This window comes from Mediterranea massiliensis, from assembly GCF_900128475.1.
GTDB lineage: Bacteria > Bacteroidota > Bacteroidia > Bacteroidales > Bacteroidaceae > Bacteroides > Bacteroides massiliensis_E.
In genome coordinates this window covers 280029-298913 of sequence record NZ_LT635837.1, presented here as the reverse complement: position 1 = coordinate 298913, position 18885 = coordinate 280029, and the positions used below count along the sequence as shown (strand labels likewise).

Here is an 18885-nt window from a genome sequence, read left to right as displayed (position 1 = left end):
CTGTTATACATTCGTTTCCCTAAGGGGAATGTCGTTTATTTCCTCTTCCGTCAGGGCCGCCGTCAGCGAGAAGCGGATGCGCGACGTGCCTTCGGGCACCGTGGGAGGGCGGACGGGCAGGGCGTAGAAACCGTGTCGTTGCAGGGCTTCGGCGCGCAGTACGGTGTCGGCGCTCGGCCCCACAATCATCGGGACAATTTGGCTGACGCTGGGTGTGGAGTATCCTTCTTCGGCCAGACGGGTGCGCAATAGGTCGCCCAAGTGCAGTACGTGGCGGCGACGGTCGTTCATCGAGGCCAGGCGGCGCACCACGAACAGCGTCCACGCCACGCTGACGGGTGGCAGGGCGGTGGTGAAGATGAATGGGCGCATGCGGTTGACGAGGAACTCTCGCACCGTCCGGCTGCATGCTACGTAGGCTCCGGCTGAGGCACAGGCCTTGCCGAAGGTGCCCACGAGGAAGTCAATGTCGGCCGTGCAGCCCTCTTCTTCAGCGCACCCCAGTCCCGTAGGACCGAAGACGCCGAAGGCATGAGCTTCGTCGACGTAGAGCAGCACATTGTCGTAGCGGTGTTTCAGGGCCGTGAGGCGGCGCAGGTCAGTGCGGTCGCCGTCCATGCTGAACACGCTTTCGGTGACGATGATGAGGCGGTGGTACTGGTCGCTGTGTTCACCGACGAGCCGTTCCAGCTGTGCCAGGTCGTTGTGGCGGTAGCGGATGCAGCGGGCGGGCGCGGCGAGGCGGATGCCGTCGATGAGGCTGGCATGTACCAGTTTGTCGGCCAGGATGAGTGTCTGCGCGTCGGCCATGGCGGGCAGGATGCCCGTGTTGGCATGGTAGCCGCAGTTGAACACCAGCGCGGCTTCGGTGCCGAACAGGCGGGCCAGTTCGTCCTCCAGTTCGTCGTAGACGCGGAAGTTGCCCGTGAGCAGGCGCGACGACGACGAGGTGGGCAGGAAGGTTTCGGGCGTCAGGGTTTCCAGAAATTCGCGGCGCAGGTCGGTATCGGCCGCCAGGCCCAGGTAGTCGTTGGACGAGAGGTTCAGCATCCGCCGTCCGTCGGGGGGGGTGACGTAGCGTCCGTCGTGCTCCAGACGGGGCAGGTGGCGCAGGTTGCCCCGGGCGCGGAGGGCGTCGAGCTCTTGTTGCAGTTCTTGGGTAAAGTTCATGGTCTTCTGTTATTTCATCTCTCTTACTATCTTCTGCAATCCTCCCGTCAACCGGCTCAGCTGCTCCGGCTCGATGACGAAGGGCGGCATCAGGTAAACCAGCCGTCCGAAGGGACGTACCCAGATGCCCTCTTCCACGAAGCGGCGCTGCATCCAGGCCATGTCCACCGGTGTCTTGGTTTCGATGACGCCGATGGCGCCCAGTATGCGCACGTCGGCCACCTGCGGAAGCTGTCGGGCAGGCTCCAGCTCGCGGCGCAGCTGTGCTTCGATGCGGCGTACCCGTCCCTGCCAGTCGTATTCCGCCGACGTGAGCAGGCGGATGGAGGCGCAGGCACAGGCACAGGCCAGCGGGTTGCCCATGAATGTGGGGCCGTGCATGAAGCAGCCGGGGGCGTGGTTCGAGATAGTGTCCGCCACCTCGTTCGTGGCCAGCACGGCAGATAGGGTCATGTATCCGCCTGTCAGCGCCTTGCCGATGCACATGATGTCAGGCTCCACACCCACGTGCTCCCAGGCAAAGAGGCGTCCTGTCCGTCCGAAGCCCGTGGCTATCTCGTCGAAGATGAGCAGCAGACCGTGTTCGCGGCACAGGCGGGCTGCTTCGCGCAGGTATTGCGGATGGTAGAACCACATGCCGCCTGCTCCTTGCACGATGGGTTCGAGGATGAGGGCGGCCAGTTCGTCGGCATGCTGCTCGATGGTGGCCTTTAGCGGCAGAATGTCATCGGGGTTCCATTCACCGTCGAAGCGCGAGCGGGGTTGCGGCACGAAGTAGCGCACGGGCAGGGCACTGCCGAAGAGTGAGTGCATGCCTGTGACGGGGTCGCAGACCGACATGGCATTCCAAGTGTCGCCGTGGTAGCCCGAGCGGATGGTGACGAAGTTGTTTTTCTTCTCCTGTCCCTTGCCTACCCAATATTGTACGGCCATCTTCAGCGCTACCTCTACGGCTACGGAGCCCGAGTCGGCGTAGAAGATTTTCTGTATGGAGGGCGGCACCAAGGGTAGCAGCAGACGGCCCAGTTCAATGGCTGGGTCGTGTGTCAGACCGCCGAACATGACGTGCGACATCCGTTTCAGCTGTTCTTCCACGGCCTGGTTCAGTACGGGGTGGTTGTAGCCGTGCACCTGGCACCACCACGACGACATGCCTTCTATCAGCGTTTCACCGCTTTCCAGCGTGATGGTGGCTCCCTGTGCGCCCTTCACTTTGTAGACGGGCAACGGGTTGGTGGTCGAGGTATAGGGATGCCACAGGTGTTCGCGGTCGAACTGTGAATCGCACAGGCGGTAGCCTGCCTCGCGTACCAGTTGCTTGTCTTCGGCCACCTTCGAACCGAGGGTGGTGAGCAGGTCGCCCACGATGGCCGAGTTGATACCTATATATAAGGCTTTTTTCACGGCTTCGCGGCTCAGCTGCGAACGTCCGCCCGCAAAGCGCAGGTAGGCTGTGGGGTTGATGAAGCGGAAAAGAGCGATAGTAGTCAGTATCTCATCCTCGCTCAGCGGTGCCTGGTGTTCCAGCGGTGTGCCCTTGATGGGACTGAGCAGGTTCATGGGGATGGATTGCACGTTCAGCTTACGGAGCGTGAAGGCCAGCTCGATGCGCTGTTCCATTGTTTCGCCCATTCCGATGATGCCGCCGCTGCACACGTCCATGCCCACGCGGCGGGCTGCCTCCAGCGTGCGTATTTTTTCCTCCTGTGTATGCGTGGAGCAGAGGGTGGGGAAGTAGCTGGGAGCCGTTTCGAGGTTGCAGTGGTAGCGCGTCACGCCGGCTTCGTGCAGTTGTCGCAGTTCGTCTTCATCAGCCAGGCCGAGCGAGGCACAGAGCTGGATGGACGAATGGCGGCGCAGGTAGCGCACCGTGTCGCAAAGTTGTTCAATCTGTTTCTTGGAAGGTTTTCGTCCGCTGGTCACCAGGGAGAATCGGTTGACATCCTGCTCTTCGTTGGCACGGGCGTGCCGCAGGCATCCTTCAGCGGGCAGCAGGTCGTAGATGTCGGCCTGTGTGTGGTAGTGGGAGGATTGTGCGCACCATTTGCAGTTTTCAGGGCATCGGCCCGACTTGGCATTGACGATGGAGCACATATCGAATTCACGCGGGGCGCATGCCTCGGTAATCTCGTGGGCGGCGCGGTAGAGCGCCTCGCGGTCGGCTGTACCTGCCAGCCAGGCTGCTTCTTCGGGCGACAGGGCTGTGCCTGCCAGTACCCGCAGTTTCAGTTGTTCGATGGTCATAATGGATGATAAGGATGGAAGGAGTGTGTCCACCGTGTCTGTCTGTTTGCGCAGCGAGCTGTCTGCTACGCCTTTGGACAAGCGTCCGATGGTGACATTTCGCCCGATGCTGGCAAAGGCTGCATAGCTCTTGTGGCTCCAGCGGCGGAAGCGCAGTGACGTTTTTTTTATGAACTTCTTTTTCACGAGGGTCAGTCTCCTGTTAATTTTCGAATGGCAAAGATAGTGCAAACCGAGTGAAGAACAAAACGAAAACGTAGTTTTCAGTTTTTTCTTCCGAGGTGCAGCCTATGTTCTGAAAAGATAAGCAAACAGAGTGACCTATAAAAGCAAAATTAGTGTTTTCAGCTAAACATCGCCCGAATACCTTCTTCCAGCGAATGCGGACGGTATCCCAGCTGTTGGCGGGCCTTGTCAATGCTCAGGCCGCTGAAACGGGGTCGGGGTGTGGCTTCCTGCATCTCGGCGGTACTGACGGGCTGTATCAGCGAGGCATCCAGCTGCAGCACATCGGCCACGCGGTAGGCGATGTCGGCAATGGTCAGGCATTCGGGGCCGCAGATGTGGAAGAGTCCGTTGGAGGGGTGGTCGATGAGCAGTCCGATGCCTTGTGCAACGTCATCCACGAAGGTCGGCGTACGCCATTGGTCGTTCATTACGCGGATAGGTTGTCCGTTGCGCAGGCGGTCGGCTACGAGGCGCACGATGTTGCCGTGCTGGCCAGGCAAGGGTTGGCCGTAGACCACCACGATGCGTGCCACGGCATAGTTGCTGCACAGACGTGCCACTTGGCGTTCGCTTTCCCATTTGCTCCGGCCATAATAGTTTACGGGGGCAGGTGTGTCTTCTTCGGTGTAGAGACGGTTACTGTCTCCGTCGAATACGAAGTCTGTAGACAGGTGGATGAGTCGGCTGCCGAGGCGTTCGCAATTCCTGGCCAGACGGGCGGCAGCATGGATGTTGGTTGTGTCTGTTTCTTCGCGGTGGTTTTCGCAATAGTCGGGCGAGGAGAGGGCGGAGGTGTTGATGACAACGTTGGGCCACAGTTCGTCGAACAGATGGTGTACAGCTGCATCGTCGCGGATATCGGCTTCCACAAAGCGGTAGTTGCAGTCTGCGTGCGGGTGAATGTCTGCGTGCAGCGAGCAGCCGGTCACCTCGTATTCCGTCTTGCCCGCCAATGTGTCGAGGATGCGTCGGCCTGTAAATCCGTTGGCTCCTACAATCAGTATCTTCTGTTGCATGATGTTCGGGATTTTAATAGAAGAATGGATTTTCACGTCCCTTCTGCACCTCGATGCGGATGCCGAACGAACCGTCCTGCGACTTCAGTTCGAAGGCACCCTTGAAGTTGTTTTTCTGCCAGGGTAGGGCTGAAGGATTGGGTACCCGCCAGCCGTCCTTGTCGTATTCGCCGTAAGTGTTCAGCCGCCAGCCGTTCTTCAGGCGGAAGCTGCCCATCTGCAGGTTGTCCGTCGTGTTGCCGAAGCCGAAGCCCATAATGCCGAAAGGATTGCTGCTGAAGTAGGGCGAACCCGACAGGGAGAACATGTTGCTCAGTCCCGAGGAATAGGTGACGTCGGGGTTCAGGCGGAATATCCAGTTGTAATCCTTGCTGGCGTCGGGGACAATGATCCTGTAGGACTTTCCCATGTCCGGCGTTGGCATTTTTACCAGACTGTTCATGTCTATCAGGAAGCCGTCGTAGCTTTTCACGCCGTCGGGAAGCAACTGTTCTCCTGTCGGAGGAATGTCGCCCGCCGTCTGGCGCAGGGTATCGGCAGCCGTTTCGGTCTGTGCAAAGGCGATGCCGCAGTATATGGCAAGGAGTGAAAAAAGAATCAAGAATCGTTTCATGTCTCTATGCATTGTTGTCAGCATCAAAGATACGGTTTTTCCTGACACCCTTCACTCCGTCTTAAGACAATTTATCGGTTTTTCAAGATTGCATGAGGTAGTTGGCAGTCATTCGGTAATCAGTTTGTATCCGATGCCCCGCACATTGATGATGCGGATGTGGTCGTCCTTGGCCAGCTTGTGGCGGAGCTTGGTGATGAAGACGTGCAGGCTGCGTTGGTTGAAGAAGGAATCGTCGCCCCACAGGTCGAGCAGGATGTCGCGCATGTTCACCACGCAGTTGCGGTTCTGGCAGAGGAGGCGCAGGATTCCGGCTTCGCGGTGCGAAAGCTCTTGCTCCGTGCCTTCGTGCAGCAGCAGTTGGCGGCGCGTGTCGAGTTGGTAACGGCCTATTTCGTAAAGGATTTGTTCGCTTTCGGCAGGCGGGGTGTAGGTGCAGGCGCGGCCCATGAGTGCCTTGATGCGCACGATGAGTTCCTGCATGCCGAAAGGCTTCTTCAGGTAGTCGTTGGCACCCAGTTCGAAACCTTCGACCACGTCGTTCACCGCCGAGCGGGCCGTGAGGAAGAGGACGGGTGTGCGGCGGTCGGTCTGGCGGATGCGGCGCACCATCTCGAAACCGTCCATGTGGGGCATCATGACGTCGGCCACCAGCACGTCGGGGCGCAGGTCGAAGAACAGGCGCAGCCCTTCTTCACCGTCGGCGGCAGTGTGGATGAGGAAGCCCTGGCCTTCGAGGGTATCCTTGATAATCATGGCGAGGGTCTGTTCATCCTCGACTAGCAGTACTTTTATCTTTTCCATTCGATTAAATTCTTATCATAAACTCACTTCCCTTTCCCGGTTCACTCTTCACCTCCACCGAGCCGCCATGCTTCTCTACCATCGTCTTGACGTAGAAGAGGCCGAGGCCGTAGCCTTTCACTTCGTGCAGGTTGCCGGTGGGCACGCGGTAGAACTTGTCGAACACATGAGGCAGGCGGTCGCGGGCGATGCCGATGCCGTGGTCGGTGACGGTGATTTCCGTCCGTGTCCGGCCGTCGGCTTCGGTACGGCGGCAGCGGACGGTGATGTCGGCCCTGTCGCGCGAATACTTCACGGCGTTGTCCAGCAGGTTGCTCACGATGTTGGCCAGGTGTGTGCGGTCGGCAGTGACGGTCAGGTCTTCGGGGACAATGTCGAGGGCGACGTGAACAGGTTTGTCGGCTTTCAGTTTGTGCAGCTCGACGAGCGATGGCAGGAGGTCGGTCAGCCACACCTCTTCAAGGTGGAGGCGGAAGGTCTTGCGTCGCTCCATCGACATGGAGAGTATCTGCTCCACCAGTCCGCCGAGGCGGCCGAGCTGCTCCTGGCAGATACGCAGGTAGCGTTCGCGCTTGCTGGGGTCGTCGGCCTGATGGAAGTTGAGCAGGGCATCGGTGGCGGCATAGGCCACGGCGATAGGTGTCTTCAGTTCGTGGGTAATGTTGTTGGTGAAGTCGCTCTTCATCTCCTCCAGCGTCTTCTGCCGCAGGATGGTGCGGATGAGGTACCAGAAGGAGAAGCCGAGGATGAGGAGGATGACCAGCGAGGTGGTGAGGATGCCTGCCATCTGCCGCAGGACGAGGCCGCCCAACGGTTCGGTGGTGAGCCGGTAGACATCGTGTTCCGAGGAGGAGAAGGCGTATTGGTAGCTGACAGCATCGGGGCCGGGGACGTAGCCGGGTGTACCGCCCGTGGCAAGGGTGTCGGTGTAGAGCCAGCAGTCTTGGATGTCGTAGCCCGAGTAGAGGTATTGCAGGCGGTAGCGAATGGGGATGTTCATTTCCCTGAGGCGGTCGTTGAGCAGGCTGTCGTAAACATTGAAATCAGGACTTGTCAATATGTCTAGCCCTGAGTGTAGTCCGCGTTGCAGATAGATGGCCATCCCGGTCATGGTACGCTGGTTACGCAGCAGCATATCAAATCCCTCCTTTGCATGAAGCATGGCACTGGGGCATACGGTATCCGTCTCTATCCGCTGTAGCGTATCGTTCCGGGCGGTGAATCCCTCTATCACAGTGTCAGATACTTGATGCAGCACGGTGCTGCTCCGCACGAACTGTTTGCCCTGCTCATCAAATCCAGTGGAGATGGAAACTTCGCCATGCTCTCTGTTCCTTTCCTGCAAGCGTTCGATGCGTACTAGCATCTCGTTGTAGTCGCTGATGCGCATGGCCTCCGTGATGTTGCGCTCCAAGTCGGTGCGCATAGTTCGATAGAGGCCCGTCAGCCAGTAGGCCTGATAGGCGAAGATGCCCGCCAGCGAGAGCACGACGAGCAGGGCGATGTATTTCGAGGGCAGTTTCATGGCGATAAAGATACAGCGTTAATTTTTATCCCTGCGTATATGGTAAGACTAAATAACGTGAGTTCGATATAAAATTAGAAAATAGCCAGTTGTCCGTCATTGACAAAGTTTACATCAATGGCGGGCTTTTTTTCAAAAAAACAATATGCTGCTATAGCCGACAAAGAGTTGGCTATAAAGTTATTGAACGAACGATGTCTGGAATGTTCTATCTGTGCAATGTTCTTCAGCTCGTCATTGACCGTTTCAATCAAGGCCCTTTTTCTGAGCAGGATCTTGTCGGCAATGCTCATCAGCGAGTTCTTCATATTGTTTTTAACTTTAGTGACAAGCTGAATGCCATTAAGGAAAAGGTTCTCGAAGAGAGCCTGGCCAATATATCCCTTGTCAGCACATAGTTTTCCTTTGATGTTTTCCAGAAACTTACCCTGCTTCAAAGGATCCCGGTCATCCACGTTTCCAGGAGTAAACATAAAATTGAGGATTTCCCCTTTGTCATTGATTATCAGATGTAGTTTGAATCCGAAGAACCATCCCATAGAACATTTTCCACGCTCGGCAAGTCCTTCAAATGTCTTATGAATAAGGATTCTTTGGTTACGGCAGACACGTAAAGGAGTGGAGTCGACAAAACTGATGCCGGTACAGGTTCCCAGCAGGACTTTCTTGATGAAGATGGTCATAGGAAGCAGCACTTCCTTCTCCAGTTCCACAAAACGGTTATAAGAAACCTGACGCGGAAAAAGGTGTTTCAGATGTTTACAGACATATTCCTTGTAGTAATGCTTGAAACAGCGAAAACCACCGGAGTGAAACAGGATTAGAATAACCATAATCTCAGCATCATTCATACGGTTAGGCTTGTTACGATGCCTGGTTTTCTTATCCTCAATCATATATTTTTCCTGTTGCAATGTAAATTCCTTGCAAAAATCATCGGCCATACAATAAATCTCTGTAACTTTAGACTCTGGAAACATAGTGGTAATCGTTTAAATCTTATAATTCAGCACTATAAATTTAATACTTTTATCGCTATGTTTCTAATTATCACTGAAATATATTTATTTTTATTTCGAACTCACGTTAAATAACACTTCTTTTTATACTGTCTGCAGCCGCTTTGTTTCGTTTATTCGGCTGCATGTATTACTTTTGCCACAAAAACATAATCGCTGAACGTATGAAACATATTATTGATGTGGACACTTGGGTTCGCCGCGACAACTACCGTTTCTTCCAGAGCTTTGTCAGTTCGTGGTATGCCGTGACTACCGAAATCGACTGTACCGAGGCCCGCGAGGCTGCCCGTCGTCGGGGCCGTTCCTTCTTTCTCCATTACCTCTACGCCGTGGTGCGTGCCGCTAACGAGGTGGACGAGCTGCGCTACCGCGTCGACAAGCAGGGACAGGTAGTCTTTCACGACCGGGTGGACATCATCACGCCTATCGCTGTGCCCGGCCGCACGTTCTTTACCCTGCGCATTCCTTATCACGAAGACTTCGACACCTTCTACGCCGAAGCCCACCGCCTTATTGAGAACATTCCGCCCGACGGCGACCCCTATGGCGCCGAGAAGACCCTGATGGCGCAAGGCGACTACGACGTGGTGCACCTGAGCGCCGTGCCCGGCATGTACTTCACCTCCATCACCTACACGTTGGCCGAGGCGGGCAATGCCTGCAACTATCCGCTGATGACCGCCGGCAAGGCCGTCACCCTCGAAGGCCGTCTGGTGATGCCCCTGTCCATTTATGTGAACCACGCCTTTGTCGACGGCTCCCATCTGTCGCAGTTCTTCCAGAAGATAGAGCAACATTTGAAGGAGATTGCGGAGGATGGAAAGACAGAATAATCCCGTCCGATAACACTCGATAAGACTTCGTAAGCCTGCGGTAACGCGGGCATATTTTGTATCTGCTTACCTTTGTGGCAGCAATCAGAAAGAGTTTATGAACATGAATTGGAATGTATGGATATGGGCAGGCTGCCTCTTTGGGACTCTGCCGCTTGCCGCACAGGAGAATTTGGAGAAAGAAAATCAACGGACGTTGTCGGCTGACAGTCTTGTTACGGGCGATGCCCGTATGGACAGCCTCTACCGCCATCTGCCCGAAGTGATGGTGGTGGGCGAACGCCCCGTCGTCAAGGCATCGGCGGGCAAGCTGGAATACGACCTGCCGCGGATGATCAAGGACCGTCCCGTGGACAATGTCTACGAAGCCCTGAAGGAATTGCCCGGCGTGGTGGAGCAGGACGGCGCGCTGACGCTGGGCATGCAGGGGGTGACGGTGGTATTGGACGGCAAGGTGACCAACATGAGCAGCGCTCAGCTCTATGCCCTGCTGAAGTCGCTGCCTGCCGACCGCATCGAGCGCGTCGAAGTGATGTACAACGCACCCGCCCGCTACCAGGTGCGCGGGGCGATGATCAACGTCCGCCTGCGCCACCGCATCGGCGACCCGGGCGTGGTGCAGGGCGAACTCTATGGAAAATACAACCAGGAGCACGAGGCTTCGTTCGAGGAGCGTGCTTCCTTATTATATAACGGTCGGAAATTCTCGGCCGACTTTCTTTACTCTCACACTCATGGCGAAAGCTTCAGCACCACCGACAAGGAAGCCCGCCACTGGCAGCAGGCCGATGGCTCGACGCATCTCATCGACAACCACGAGGAGATGCGCGGCCGCAGCCATACTCACAGCTTCCGCCTGGGCACGGACTACACGCTGGCCGAGAACCATTCGCTGAGCTTCGTCTACAACGGTGCCTATGCCACCAGTCACACCCGACAGAACTCTACGGGTACGCAGACGGCCGAAAGCGTGAGTGGCCAGACCTCGTGGCTGCACAACGGCCGTCTGGATTATCAGGCACCTTTTGGACTGAATGCGGGCGCGGAGTTCACGTGGTACAACGCTCCGGGCGACCAGCTGCTGCACAGCCGCATGGGCGATGATGTCCTCGACTTCTATACCGAAGACGGGCAGCGCATCAACGCCTGGAAGTTCTTCCTCGCGCAGGAACATCAGCTGAAGAACGGCTGGGGGCTGAATTACGGGGCTATCTATACCACGAGTGTGGACCATTCGTACCAGACGTATGAGCATGAAGAATTGAAAACGAAGAATGAAGAATCCGGGTTGCCGGACGACGTCCGGTCGCGCCGCCGCGAGCAGACGCTCAACCTGTATGCAGGCTTCAGCAAGTCGTTCGGGCAGAAGCTGATGACGGACTTCTCGCTGGCCGTGGAGCGCTACAAGACGCCCGTGTGGGACGAGTGGGACGTCTATCCTGTGCTCAACCTGACCTACCTGCCGGCCGACGGGCACATCCTCCAGCTCAATTTCAGCAGTGACAAGAGCTATCCCGGCTATTGGGCCGTGCAGGATGTCATCTCCTATCTGGGCGGCGGCTACAGCGAGATACACGGCAATCCTTTGCTGAAGCCGGCCATCGACTATTCCACTTCGTTGACCTATATCCTGAAATCGAAGTACGTCTTCCGTGCCTGGTTCAACCATACCAAGGACCGCGCCGTGCAGACGCTCTACCAGTCGCCCGACGAGCTGCTGGAGCTGTACAAGTACCTGAACTTCGACTTCGAACAACAGGCGGGCCTGCAGGCCTCCATACCCTTCAAGGCAGGGCGGTGGCTCGACTCGCGCCTCACCCTCATCGGCCTGTGGATGCGTCAGAAGGACAGCGACTTCTATGACCTTCCCTTCGACCGCCATCGTCTGCTGGGCATCGCCGTGCTGAACAACACCTTCACCCTGAGCCGCAAGCCCGACATCCGGCTGACCATTGACGGACGATTGCAGGGGAGGGCCATCCAGGGTATTTATGACATCCCCACCTGCGGCGACCTTTCGGCCACGCTGCGCTATACCTTCCTCGGCGGTAATGCCGTGCTCACCGCTTGGTGTCGCGACATCCTCCAGACTTCGATGCCCTGTCCGCAGATACGCTACGAGCGCCAATGGGTGACGAACGAGTATTCCAGCTTCCGCAGCGTCGGCCTTTCCTTCACCTGGAAGTTCGGAGGATACAAGGAGAAAAAACGGGAAGAGGTGGATACGTCGCGGTTCAAATAAATCTTTGCCGGACCGAACTTTTGAAAGAAAAAGAATGAGAATATGAAAAAAAAGAATGAGAATATGAAAAAAATGTCTTTTCTGAGTGTATGCCTTCTCTGCCTGTTGGTCCTCCCGGCCCGGGCAGAAGTAACTCCGGTCGACACGATACCTTTCGAACTGGGTGCCGACAACCGCCTGTATGTGACAGTCTATATCAACGGGCAGGACGACCGCCCCCTGCGCTTCCTGTTGGATACGGGAGCGACGGACGTGGTGCTCAATTCCAATTCGCCGCGAACCGAAGGGTTGGCTTCCTTTACGGGAAGTGTGGAGAACAATAGCGCCAATTCGGTGGAAACCATTCCTTCCACAGAGCCCTCGCAGGTAGTGAGGATGGGTAGTCGGGCCATTTCGGGCCTGAAGCTGATAGCCATTCCTTATCCGCCCGATGCCTGGGACGGCGTGCTGGGCCTGTCTTACCTGAGGAATTTCGATGTCCGCATCGATTATCGGCGGAAATCCATCTTCCTGTATGAACTGGGCGACGGGCAGAAGGCAGCATCGGACAAGGCTGTCAGGCTGAAGATGGACTATCGTCTGGGAGTGCCGGTCGTTCCGGTCGGCGTGCGTGTCGGCGGAGTGGATTATCTGGTGTCGGTAGGGGTGGATACCGGTTCCGACCGTGTGTTTGATCTCAATACACCTTTCGTCCGCCGTAACGGCCTGCTGGGCACACAGAAACCATTTGCCATCTCGCGCATAGCCGGTACGGTGAAGGACGGCGATGAACTTCAGAATGTGTACTTCGATTCGGTAATACTGGGAGATGCACTGACTTTGCTTCGCATACCCGGTGCCTTTTCTACAGTGACGGTGGGGGTGCAGGCCAGTGACGCGATGGACGGAGTGTTGGGCAACAACTTCCTGCAACGCTTCAACCAGCTTTATGATTTCAAGAACAATTTCCTTTATTTGGAGGTGAACGACCGGCTCTACACTCCTTTCTATGACTTTCTGGTTCGTTGAACAGGAAGTTCACATCCTTGTAATGCTTTGTACATATCCTTGACGCAGGTTGTGCACATCTTTGTGACAGGAAAACTACAAACTGAAGGTATCAGTTCTCTTTGAGTATCTTCATCGCCACGTCCATATACCGTGTGATGTCGGTCGTAAGCTCGCGGTTGTACACGTCGCAACGCTTGCGGCCCAGTCGTACGACGATGGCATCCAGCTGGGGAATGGCGATGATGTACTGCCCCAGCATGCCGCGCAGGTAGGGACAGCGCATGCCGTGATAGTCCATGACCCATGTCTGGAAGCCGTAGTAGCTGAGCGTGTCCTGGCCCCACTGGTCTTTCAGGTACGAGGCGGGACGCATCAGTTCGTCCATGTAGGCTTCGGATACCAGTTGTCGGCCCTGCCAGTTGCCGCGGTGCAGCAAGAGGCGGGCAAAACGAGCCACGTCGCGCGCCGTGGTGTGGAAGCAGCAGAAAGCCTTCTCGTCGCCGTCTTTCTTGTCCAGCAGCCAGTAGGCGTCGCGTTCGGCCTGCATCGGTTTCCAGAGTTTCTCTTCGGCATAGTCGCTCAATGTCTGCCCCGTGGCGGCTTCGATGACGAAGGCCAGCAGCTGCGTCTCGCCGCTACGGTAGGAGTATTGCACACCGGGTTTATCTACCACTTCCAAGCCTGTTACCAAGTCGTATAAGTCGTTGCCGTAGTAACCGTGCGTGGTGACGGAGAAGAGCGAAGCATACGCCTCGTCCCATGCCATGCCGCCGCTCATGGTGAGCAGGTGGCGCAGGGTGACATCGGCTTGCTTTCCTTTATTATATATAGGTATATAGCGCGACACGGGATCGTCCAGGCTGTGTATTTTCCCTTCGTCGAGGGCAATGCCGGCCAGCAGTCCCACGATGGTCTTCGTGGCAGAATAGATGTTCGAGGTCAGGGTGTCGTTCCACCCCTCGCGGTAGCTTTCGAAGACGATGCTGTCATGACGGATGACGAGGAACGATACGGTGTGCAGGTTGTCCAGATAGCGGGCATCCTCCTCCGTCAGTTGGTAGCGGTTGTAGTCGGCAGCGAGGGGCCAGTGCCAAACGTCGTCGGGATTGTGGTGTACCGTGTGGCGGTGGAAGGTTTCGAGGTCGTCGATGACGGGCATCCAGTGAATGAGTGCTTGACGGGCGTAGTAGGGCAGGGAGACATAGACAATGGCAAGCACTGCTGCCAGGGCGATGAGCAGGCGGAGGATATTTTTCTTCTTTGTTTTCATAGACTTTAAATCATTTCATCACATAAGACAGGTTTGATATTCAGATAAGGAATTCCGTGTCCTCTGTGGTGATTGCAAAGATACTTTTTTCTTTCATCCGTTGTACGGAAAGAGCAGTGTAAATATACTTCCTTCGCCGGGGCAGGAACGGACATCGATGCTGCCGCCATGCTGGTGCATAATCTGACGGGCCAGCGTGAGGCCGATGCCCGAGCCGCCGGGCTTGGTGGTGAAGAAGGGAACAAAGATGCGTTCCTGCACCTCGGGCTCGATGCCCGTACCGTCGTCTGTCACACGGAGGAAGAGGCGGCCCGTGGAGGTGACACCTGCCGAGAGGGTGATACAACGGGCTTCGTTTTCGCGGGCATTCTTGATCAGGTTGATGAGCACCTGCTCCACCTGTCCTTTGTCGGCCAGGAGGCGGAGCGGGGCAGGGGGAGGTGTGAGGCGCAGGTCATTGTCCTCGGTCTGCATGAAGCGGACGACGTCTTCCAATAGGGCAGTAGCGTCAAGAGGTTGCATCAGGGGTGGGGGCAGATGCGACACCTCCCGATAGCTGCCTACGAAGCGGGTCAGTGCGTTTCCTCGTCGGGCAATGGTGGCAAGCATCTGGCGCATGTCTTCCTTGTCCTGTTCGTTGCCTTCCAGTCCTTCCACCTGCTTGCCCAAGAGCTCGGCCAGGGAGATGATGGGGGTGACGGAGTTCATGATTTCGTGGGTCAGTACCCGTATCAGTTTCTGCCAGGCCAGCGTCTCCTGGGTATCGAGTGCCGAATGGATGTTCTTCAGGCTGGCGATGACCAGCTTCCGTCCCTGCAGGATGAATTCCATGCCCGAGAGGGCCAGTTGCGTGCCTTCCTCCTGCCTGTGTACCTGTATCACATGGAGCGAGCCGGGACGCAGGTCGCGCAGCAGCTGCGGCAGGTCGGGATGGAAGAGACGGAGGTCGTCCACGGTCTTCGGTGCTTTCAGTGCCCAGGTGTCTTCCTGCTGTTCGTCTACGGCGGAGGCCAGCAGGCGGGTGGCGGCCTCGTTCTTCCACTCGATGTTGCCTTGTGGCGTATAGACCAGTACGGCCGTGTCGATGTGGTTGGCCAGTGCCTGGAAGTAAAGCAGACGTCCTTCCTTGCGTTGCAGGTTGGCACGGTAGTGCTCCAGTGCTTCCTGCATGCTGTCCAGCAGTTCGGGTGGCAGACCGCGATGACCGCCTGCATGATTGTTGCTGAAGGTTTCGGGAAATTCGGAGTAACGTACAGACTGCACGAACTGCTCCATGAGGCGGGATGTGTGCCGCATGTACCGGCAGACAGCCCAGGCAATGCCCAGCGTCAGCAGGGCGGCCAGGCACATGTTGATATAGAAACCGTGTACCGCCATCCAGGCCGTGAGGAAGCACGAGGCCAGCAGGGCGGCGGTGAGCAGCAGGGGGGTACGGGTCCAGTGGCTTTTCATATGCTTAACTCCTGACTCATTACAATTTATACTTCTCAATCCTTCGGTACAGCGACGTCCGCGTGATGCCCAGCATCTCGGCGGCCAGGGTGATGTTGCCATTGCACAGGCGGAGCACTTCGTCGATGCTTTCGCGCTCGATGCGCTCCAGGTTGTAGCGTTCCTTCTCGTCCAGCGGCTCGTGCATCAGGCGGCTTTGCAGGTGGAAGTCGCGTGCGGCAAGCATCGGGCCGGAGGAGAGGATGACCGCCCGCTCCACGGCATGTTCCAGCTCGCGCACATTGCCCGGCCAGCGGTACTGCTGCAGCTGGCGGCGTGCCTCGCGGCCGATGCCCTTTATCTCCTTGTGATACTTGCGGGCAAAGCGTTGCACGAAGAAGTCGGCCAGCAGGAAGAGGTCGTCGCCCCGTTCGCGCAGGGGAGGCAGGCGGAGTTCGATGGTGTTGATGCGGTAGAGCAGGTCCTGGCGGAACTCGCGTCGGTCGATGGCGGCATAGAGATCGGTGTTGGTGGCACAGATCAGGCGTACGTCCACGGGATAGGCAGCTGTGGAGCCCAGGCGCGAGGCACGCCGCTGTTCAATGACGGAGAGCAGCTTGGCCTGCATGGGCAGGCTGAGGTTGCCTATCTCGTTCAGGAAGAGCGTGCCGCCTGTGGCTGCCTCCATGCGTCCCGGCTTGGAGCGGCGGGCATCGGTGAAGGCACCCTTCTCGTAGCCGAACAGCTCGCTCTCGAACAGCGGTTCGGGGATGCTGCCCAAGTCGATGGGCACGTAGGGTTTCGTGCGGCGGGGCGACTGCTCATAAATGTAGCGGGCCAGCAGGTCCTTGCCCGTACCGTTTTCGCCCAAGAGCAGAAGATTAGCATCGGTGTCCGAGCACTTGCGCACGGTTTGCAGCAGTGCCTGCATGGCGGCCGACTCGCCGATGATGTGCGTCGGTTCGGCAGGCGTGGCCAAGGCTTCGGTCTGTTGTTCGAGGGTTTTCTTCTGTTCCTTGAGCACCTTTACCTCGTGTCGGCTGAAGCTCAGTTGCAGGGCCGAGGATACGGTGGCCAGCAGTTTGTCGTTCTGCCAGGGCTTGGGGATGAAGTCCGTGGCTCCCTGCTTGATGGCCTGCACCGCCTTTTCCGTGTCGCTGTAGGCGGTGATGAAGATGACCACCGCCTGTGGGTCGAGTTTCAATATCTCTTCCAGCCAGGCAAAGCCTTCGCGCCCGCTGACGGCATCGCGGCGGAAGTTCATGTCCAGCAGGATGACGTCGTGCCGGACGCGCGACAGCAGGGGCAGCATCTCGCGCGGGTCGTCGAGGGTGGTTACCTGTTCGGCCAGCGGACGCAGCAGCATCTTCAGGGTGAAGAGGATGTCTTCGTTGTCGTCTACGATGAGTATTTTTCCTTTTTTCATGGGGGCTTTGTTTTGCACCACAGATTACACAGATTGGCACAGATTGTTTTTTCTCGATAATCATTAAATCTGTGTTCATCTGTGTAATCTGTGGTGCCTACAAAGATACGCATTCTTTTCCGATAATCCAGTGTACGCCAGCGTGCGATTAGTGTACGGAATCGGACGTTTTTCTTCGATGAGTGTATAGGTAATGTTTTGATTAATAATTTATTATATGTTTGGCATACATGTTGCACTTCTTTTTGTGATAGAACATACTCCTTTTTTGAGGATGTTTCAAAAACTGAAAGATGCTATTCAACTCCCCTCCTTCTGGAAGGAGGGGTGCCCAACGGGCGGGGTGGTAGGCTGTCACGATTGACTATCAATCAATGCTTTATGTTTTCACCTACCACCTCTCCCTATCGGGGACTCCTCCTTCCAGAAGGAGGAGAGCTTGAGAAACCTTTGTTTTGACACACCTTCTGGGAGTAAAACTACTGATGATTATGAATAAGCTCTTTCTAACTTTCATTATGTTTCTCCTGCTCTTCCTCGCTTCGTGTCGGCAACGTCGTCCGGGCATGAGCCGGGAGGAAGCGGCAGCCGAACTGTTGGCGCAGGCTGCCGAACAGGGAGCCCGTCGCCAACAGGCTGCTGCTACGCTCGACACCTTTGCCGCCGACTACCGCCCGCCCGCAGGCATCAAGCATCAACCGACCATTATTCGTACGGGTGCCAAGGTGCTCAACGTACCCGCTGCCCTGAAGAATGTACAGGCGTTGAAGCCCAACGCATTGGGTATCCTTTCTTTCCATCCCACGGGTTACGAAGGATATGGCCTCGGTGCGGAGTTGAGCCTCGTGGACGACGGCTGGCTGTTGGCGGACTACGAAGGTATCTGCCTGCTGGACAAGGACATGAAGCTGCGCAAGGTGCTCTTCAGGAATGATGTGGAAATCAGTGAAATGAAGATGGGCAACGGCATCGGATATGGCATACGCAGCAAACGGCGTCTTAGCCAGGTGGGCTACGACTCTTCCACCCGCCAGCTTCGCGGACTCTATGCCGGTCAGGAGACTGAAGCGGACGACCGTCTCCGCTATGAATATGCTGTGGCTACTCTGCCCTGGGACGTGCTTGCAGAAGCCGCCGAACCGTGGACACCCGACCACCTGCCCAGCAAGCTGCCCATCGGCAGGACGCAGGGCAATGCCTTTGCCGTCACGGCTGGCGGCTGGCTGATGACCGAGCCTTTCAGCTCGCGACTCTGCACCTTCGGGCAGAAGGGCGACACGCTGTGCCGCTTCACGGTGAGCGATGCCGAGGACTACGTGCCTACTTACACCTACCGAAGCGGTGAGAATACTGACGTCTATTATTATGTCGGGAAGCTCCGCCTGCGTATGGCCTACGACGACACCGTTTACGAGCTGATGGATGCCTCCACGCTCAAGGCCGTCTGGCGGCTGGACTTCGGCCCCCTGAAACGCCCCACGGGTAAGTACGTGGTGGGTAGCCTGAATAACAGCCTCGACGGATATTACCTGGTCAACAGCTGGATAGAAACAAACAGATACCTGTTGGTTCAACTGTCGCGCAGCTACGATTCGCCCAATGCCCGCACCCAGGGAACGGTGACGCTCCATACGCTGGTGTACGACAAACAGACAGGCGACTTCTTCAGCCTGCCCGGAAAGACCGACAAGGAAGGCCGGTATACATACGCCAACCTGCCTTTCCGGGTAGAAGGGAAGGATATTTCTCTTCTGCCTTCGTTGACGGCAGGAGGCAGGGCCGCCACCCTCTTCAAAGGAAAGCGGCTGAAAGAGATGTTGCCCGACCTGCCTTTGTCGAAGCAGGTAAAGGATGAGGAATTGGTTGTAGTACGGATGGAATGACGCTAAAGTAGGGAGTTAAGGTGGAATCATGGTACTGGATTCATGGAATCTTGTTACATGATAGTAGGAATCCTGTTACTTGATTGTATGTTTTCTGTAGGATGATGATGGCTTGAGTATAGGGAAAAGACAAGGTAAGCCGGGCAGAAAGACAGGAACAAGGTAGGGATGTGGCAGAATAAGAGTGA

General features: G+C 56.6%; 14 protein-coding genes. 4 read left to right on the top strand and 10 right to left on the bottom strand.

The window, feature by feature from the left end; all coding sequences use genetic code 11:
- Positions 1–3: 3 nt before the first annotated feature.
- From BQ7483_RS09125 to BQ7483_RS09095, 7 genes are all read right to left on the bottom strand, one after another.
- Positions 4–1170, bottom strand: coding sequence for an 8-amino-7-oxononanoate synthase (locus BQ7483_RS09125; protein WP_072545675.1), 1167 nt, complete (start codon positions 1168–1170; stop codon positions 4–6).
- 9 nt (positions 1171–1179) lie between these two features.
- Positions 1180–3414 (bottom strand): adenosylmethionine--8-amino-7-oxononanoate transaminase, encoded by a 2235-nt coding sequence (gene bioA / locus BQ7483_RS09120; RefSeq protein WP_072545791.1) that lies wholly within the window; start codon positions 3412–3414, stop codon positions 1180–1182.
- A 344-nt stretch (positions 3415–3758) separates the two neighbouring features.
- Positions 3759–4658 carry an SDR family oxidoreductase gene (locus BQ7483_RS09115; RefSeq protein WP_204246006.1) on the bottom strand — a complete coding sequence of 300 codons (900 nt, stop codon included), beginning with the start codon at positions 4656–4658 and terminating at the stop codon, positions 3759–3761.
- 13 nt (positions 4659–4671) lie between these two features.
- Positions 4672–5271: a hypothetical protein gene (locus BQ7483_RS09110; protein ID WP_022019669.1), complete on the bottom strand. Its 600-nt coding sequence runs from the start codon at positions 5269–5271 to the stop codon at positions 4672–4674.
- Positions 5272–5379: 108 nt separating this feature from the next.
- Entirely contained in the window at positions 5380–6075 is a 696-nt protein-coding gene (locus BQ7483_RS09105; RefSeq protein ID WP_072545674.1) for a response regulator transcription factor, read from the bottom strand.
- A 4-nt stretch (positions 6076–6079) separates the two neighbouring features.
- The gene (locus BQ7483_RS09100) at positions 6080–7600 is read right to left on the bottom strand and encodes a sensor histidine kinase (RefSeq protein WP_072545673.1); all 1521 of its coding nucleotides are present in this window, start codon (positions 7598–7600) and stop codon (positions 6080–6082) included.
- Positions 7601–7674: 74 nt separating this feature from the next.
- A complete protein-coding gene (locus tag BQ7483_RS09095) occupies positions 7675–8580 on the bottom strand; it encodes an IS982 family transposase (protein ID WP_072545672.1) in 906 nt (301 codons plus the stop codon).
- Positions 8581–8783: 203 nt separating this feature from the next.
- On the opposite strand from BQ7483_RS09095, the gene BQ7483_RS09090 reads away from it, so the two are divergent.
- From BQ7483_RS09090 to BQ7483_RS09080, 3 genes are all read left to right on the top strand, one after another.
- A complete protein-coding gene (locus tag BQ7483_RS09090; protein ID WP_022019672.1) occupies positions 8784–9455 on the top strand; it encodes a CatA-like O-acetyltransferase in 672 nt (223 codons plus the stop codon).
- 97 nt (positions 9456–9552) lie between these two features.
- Positions 9553–11697: an outer membrane beta-barrel protein gene (locus tag BQ7483_RS09085; protein ID WP_139247613.1), complete on the top strand. Its 2145-nt coding sequence runs from the start codon at positions 9553–9555 to the stop codon at positions 11695–11697.
- Between the two features lie 63 nt (positions 11698–11760).
- Positions 11761–12705: a retroviral-like aspartic protease family protein gene (locus BQ7483_RS09080; RefSeq protein ID WP_072545789.1), complete on the top strand. Its 945-nt coding sequence runs from the start codon at positions 11761–11763 to the stop codon at positions 12703–12705.
- 91 nt (positions 12706–12796) lie between these two features.
- Here BQ7483_RS09080 and BQ7483_RS09075 read toward each other — a convergent pair whose 3' ends face one another.
- From BQ7483_RS09075 to BQ7483_RS09065, 3 genes are all read right to left on the bottom strand, one after another.
- Positions 12797–13957, bottom strand: a complete 1161-nt coding sequence (locus BQ7483_RS09075; RefSeq protein WP_072545671.1) for a serine hydrolase domain-containing protein — start codon at positions 13955–13957, stop codon at positions 12797–12799.
- 93 nt (positions 13958–14050) lie between these two features.
- Positions 14051–15409, bottom strand: coding sequence for a sensor histidine kinase (locus BQ7483_RS09070; protein ID WP_072545670.1), 1359 nt, complete (start codon positions 15407–15409; stop codon positions 14051–14053).
- A 19-nt stretch (positions 15410–15428) separates the two neighbouring features.
- Positions 15429–16814, bottom strand: coding sequence for a sigma-54-dependent transcriptional regulator (locus BQ7483_RS09065; RefSeq protein WP_072545788.1), 1386 nt, complete (start codon positions 16812–16814; stop codon positions 15429–15431).
- Positions 16815–17305: 491 nt separating this feature from the next.
- On the opposite strand from BQ7483_RS09065, the gene BQ7483_RS09060 reads away from it, so the two are divergent.
- Positions 17306–18697: a DUF4933 domain-containing protein gene (locus BQ7483_RS09060; RefSeq protein ID WP_162274250.1), complete on the top strand. Its 1392-nt coding sequence runs from the start codon at positions 17306–17308 to the stop codon at positions 18695–18697.
- The last annotated feature ends 188 nt before the right edge of the window (positions 18698–18885 follow it).

Coding starts and splice junctions, on each gene's coding strand:
- BQ7483_RS09125 (WP_072545675.1), bottom strand. CDS start 1,170: ATGAACTTTACCCAAGAACTGCAACAAGAGCTCGACGCCCTCCGCGCC.
- bioA (WP_072545791.1), bottom strand. CDS start 3,414: ATGACCATCGAACAACTGAAACTGCGGGTACTGGCAGGCACAGCCCTG.
- BQ7483_RS09115 (WP_204246006.1), bottom strand. CDS start 4,658: ATGCAACAGAAGATACTGATTGTAGGAGCCAACGGATTTACAGGCCGA.
- BQ7483_RS09110 (WP_022019669.1), bottom strand. CDS start 5,271: ATGAAACGATTCTTGATTCTTTTTTCACTCCTTGCCATATACTGCGGC.
- BQ7483_RS09105 (WP_072545674.1), bottom strand. CDS start 6,075: ATGGAAAAGATAAAAGTACTGCTAGTCGAGGATGAACAGACCCTCGCC.
- BQ7483_RS09100 (WP_072545673.1), bottom strand. CDS start 7,600: ATGAAACTGCCCTCGAAATACATCGCCCTGCTCGTCGTGCTCTCGCTG.
- BQ7483_RS09095 (WP_072545672.1), bottom strand. CDS start 8,580: ATGTTTCCAGAGTCTAAAGTTACAGAGATTTATTGTATGGCCGATGAT.
- BQ7483_RS09090 (WP_022019672.1), top strand. CDS start 8,784: ATGAAACATATTATTGATGTGGACACTTGGGTTCGCCGCGACAACTAC.
- BQ7483_RS09085 (WP_139247613.1), top strand. CDS start 9,553: ATGAACATGAATTGGAATGTATGGATATGGGCAGGCTGCCTCTTTGGG.
- BQ7483_RS09080 (WP_072545789.1), top strand. CDS start 11,761: ATGAAAAAAATGTCTTTTCTGAGTGTATGCCTTCTCTGCCTGTTGGTC.
- BQ7483_RS09075 (WP_072545671.1), bottom strand. CDS start 13,957: ATGAAAACAAAGAAGAAAAATATCCTCCGCCTGCTCATCGCCCTGGCA.
- BQ7483_RS09070 (WP_072545670.1), bottom strand. CDS start 15,409: ATGAAAAGCCACTGGACCCGTACCCCCCTGCTGCTCACCGCCGCCCTG.
- BQ7483_RS09065 (WP_072545788.1), bottom strand. CDS start 16,814: ATGAAAAAAGGAAAAATACTCATCGTAGACGACAACGAAGACATCCTC.
- BQ7483_RS09060 (WP_162274250.1), top strand. CDS start 17,306: ATGAATAAGCTCTTTCTAACTTTCATTATGTTTCTCCTGCTCTTCCTC.